Here is a 2893-nt window from a genome sequence, read left to right on the forward strand (position 1 = left end):
CTGGAAGAGGAGATTGAGAAAGATATCGCGGACTACTTCCAAACTCGGATTAGCCGCTATCAGGGCAAATATGATACGCGTCGTCTGGAGAATCTGGTCACGGCAGCGGTGCTGCGCCTGACCGAAGAGATCATCCGCTATGCCGAAGGGAAATTGCAGCGCACGCTGGACAATAAAGTCTATTACGGTTTGGCTACCCATATTGAAAATGCGCTCGATCGCGTGCGTCGCAACAAAAGCATTGTCCATCCGCAGCTAAACCGTATTCGCACCGGTCACCCGGAGGCTTTCAATGCGGCGCTGGATTGCCTGCGCATGATAGAGCGAGTGATGGAAATCACGCTGCCCATCGATGAAGCGGGATTTCTCGCCATGTTCTTTGTCTACAGCGAACGGGATCTGGAGCAGCGACAGACCGATGTCAAGGTGATCGTGGTGGCGCATGGGATAGACACCGCCAGCGCGCTGGTTGCCACCGCCAACGAGCTGCTCGGGGTCAATTATGCGGTGGGTTTTAACGTTCCTCTGTACGAAAAGGCGCAGTTGGTGCTGGAGCGGATTATTCGTCACATTCAGGCCAGCGAAGGCGTGTCGGAAGTGCTGTTGCTGGTCGATATGGGCTCACTGACTACCTTTGGTGCCGCCCTGGCGCAACACTGCGATGTGGCAACGCGTACCATACAGTTAATCAGCACCATGCACATTGTCGAGGCGATCCAGAGCGCCATGAACGGCCTACCGTTACAGGAGGTGTACCATAACGTGCTGATGGTTAACCAGTTGCTTGAACAGGAAGTGCCGCGCGATCGAGAGCCAGCACCCGCCCGCGTGCCCGCCGCCGCCGAGAAGAAACTGGCCATCGTGATGATCTGCACCACCGGAGAAGGCACGGCAAAAGTATTGGAAAACCGCCTGTCACAGGCGCTATCGAGTCGTATGCAGCGCGTCGCCGTGCTCTCGCAGCGTTTTGATAACGATGCCCAGCTCAATCAGGAACTGGCCGTACTGGGCCAACGCTATACGCTGGTTGCGCTGGTCAGCCCGTTCCCCCTCGCCACGGCGCTCACCCAGTTCGATCTGGCCGATGTGCTGTACTACGACGGCGTGACGGCGTTGGATCGGCTGATCGAGCGAGAATCTACCTATCTGCTGGTAGCCGAAACGCTGACACAGATTTTGCAGCATGTGAAACCCGATACGGCGCTGCTTGCCATCAAAGGGTTTAACGCGCGCGTGTCTGCGGCGCTGGGGATAACACTCTCTTCCAATATGCTTATCGGGCTGACCATGCATCTGGCGTGCCTGCTCGATCGTTTGCTGGAGGGGCCAACCCATAGCGACTTTCCCGACAAGGTGCGTTACCTACAACAGCATGACGCGATGATTCGTCTTATTCGTCACGAGCTGGTCGCCATTGAACAGGCGTTTTCGCTGAACATCAGTGAAGACGAAATATGTACCCTTTGCCGTTTTTTTATTTCACAGGACATCAGTCAATCAACAAAAGAGGTTATTAACGCATATCCATAATGAATGTGTAGAAAATATATAAAGCATCGACCAGGCGAGTCACGTTGCCGGGCGTTCTATACCAAAAATTTTCTATCCGGTACGTATAATTATAAAGGAAAGAAAGATGGCTAACCTACAAAATGCCATGTCCGGGCTGCAATTAGCCGCCTCGCACATGCAAAGCAACAAATATTTGATGTCAATTTCCAACGGTTTTACCGCTGCACTTCCAGTATTTATTATCGGGGCATTTTCCACGCTATTGGCGAATCTGCCGATTGACAGTTATTTGGCTTTTATTAAGGCACACGGATTACAGCAGGCGATTGCATTACCCGCCAGCGTGACGTTAAAAATAATGTCGATTTACGTGTGTTTCTTTATTGCTTATAAACTGGCAGGCTCGCTGGGCCATAATGAAATGGTGGTCAGCTCGATTGCTATCATGTGCTTTCTGATCACCAGTCCGGTGACGATAGTGGATGGCGCGGAGGTCATGCCGTTTAAATATCTCGGGGCGGGCGGGCTGTTTGTGGCGATTATGGTTGCCCTGCTGGTGAATAAAATCTATTCCTTTGTTGTCGATCGCCAGCTCACCATACGTATGGGCGACAACGTCCCTCCAGTGGTCGCGGAGACCTTTAACGGCCTGATCCCCGCCATCATCAACGTCATTATTTTTGCCACCATTGCGGCCCTGTTCAAACTGACCTCCGCCGGCAGCTTGCACGCCTACATTTACTTTATTATCCAGCAGCCCTTACTCGGCATCACCGGCTCTTACAGCGGTATGATCACATTTGTGGTGGTAGCGCACGTGCTGTGGCTGTTTGGCATTCACGGTCCGATGGTCACCGGCACTATCTGGAAACCGCTTTATCTGGCGATGGATCTGGAAAACCTGACCGCGTTTCAAAATGGCGATCCGCTGCCGCACATTGTCGGCTATGCCTTCTGGGGCATCTGGGCCAGTCTGGGTGGCAGTGGCTCCACGCTGGGTCTGAACCTGTTGATGGCCTTCAAAGCCAAAAGTGAAGGGTTGAAGAAGTTAGGCCGTATGGCGTTGCCAACCTCGTTCCTGTGCATCAACGAGCCGATTATTTTCGGTATTCCCATTGTACTTAATCCGATGCTGGCGATTCCGTTCGTGCTGGCCCCGGCACTGAACGTCACCGTCGCCTATTTCCTGATCGCAACCGACGTGCTGCCACGCATGATTGGCGTGTTCAACGTGATCGGTATGCCGGTGTTTGCTAACGCCTTTATCCAGGGCAGTTGGCTGTTTGCGCTGCTACAGGTGTTTCTGATCGTGCTCAACACGCTGATTTACTATCCATTTTTCAAACGGCTGGATAACACCATGCGCACTCAGGCCACGCAG

The 2893-nt window shown here is 53.0% G+C and carries 2 protein-coding genes; both read left to right on the top strand.

The genetic code is table 11. The features are described from left to right. The coding region (locus tag J5224_RS24510) for a PRD domain-containing protein (protein WP_264627830.1) at positions 1 to 1530 on the top strand (1530 nt) is incomplete at its 5' end. 106 nt (positions 1531 to 1636) lie between these two features. Further along, a partial coding sequence (locus tag J5224_RS24515; RefSeq protein WP_264627831.1) for a PTS sugar transporter subunit IIC occupies positions 1637 to 2893 on the top strand: 1257 nt, incomplete at its 3' end.

The sequence above is a fragment of the Candidatus Symbiopectobacterium sp. NZEC135 genome (assembly GCF_025962695.1).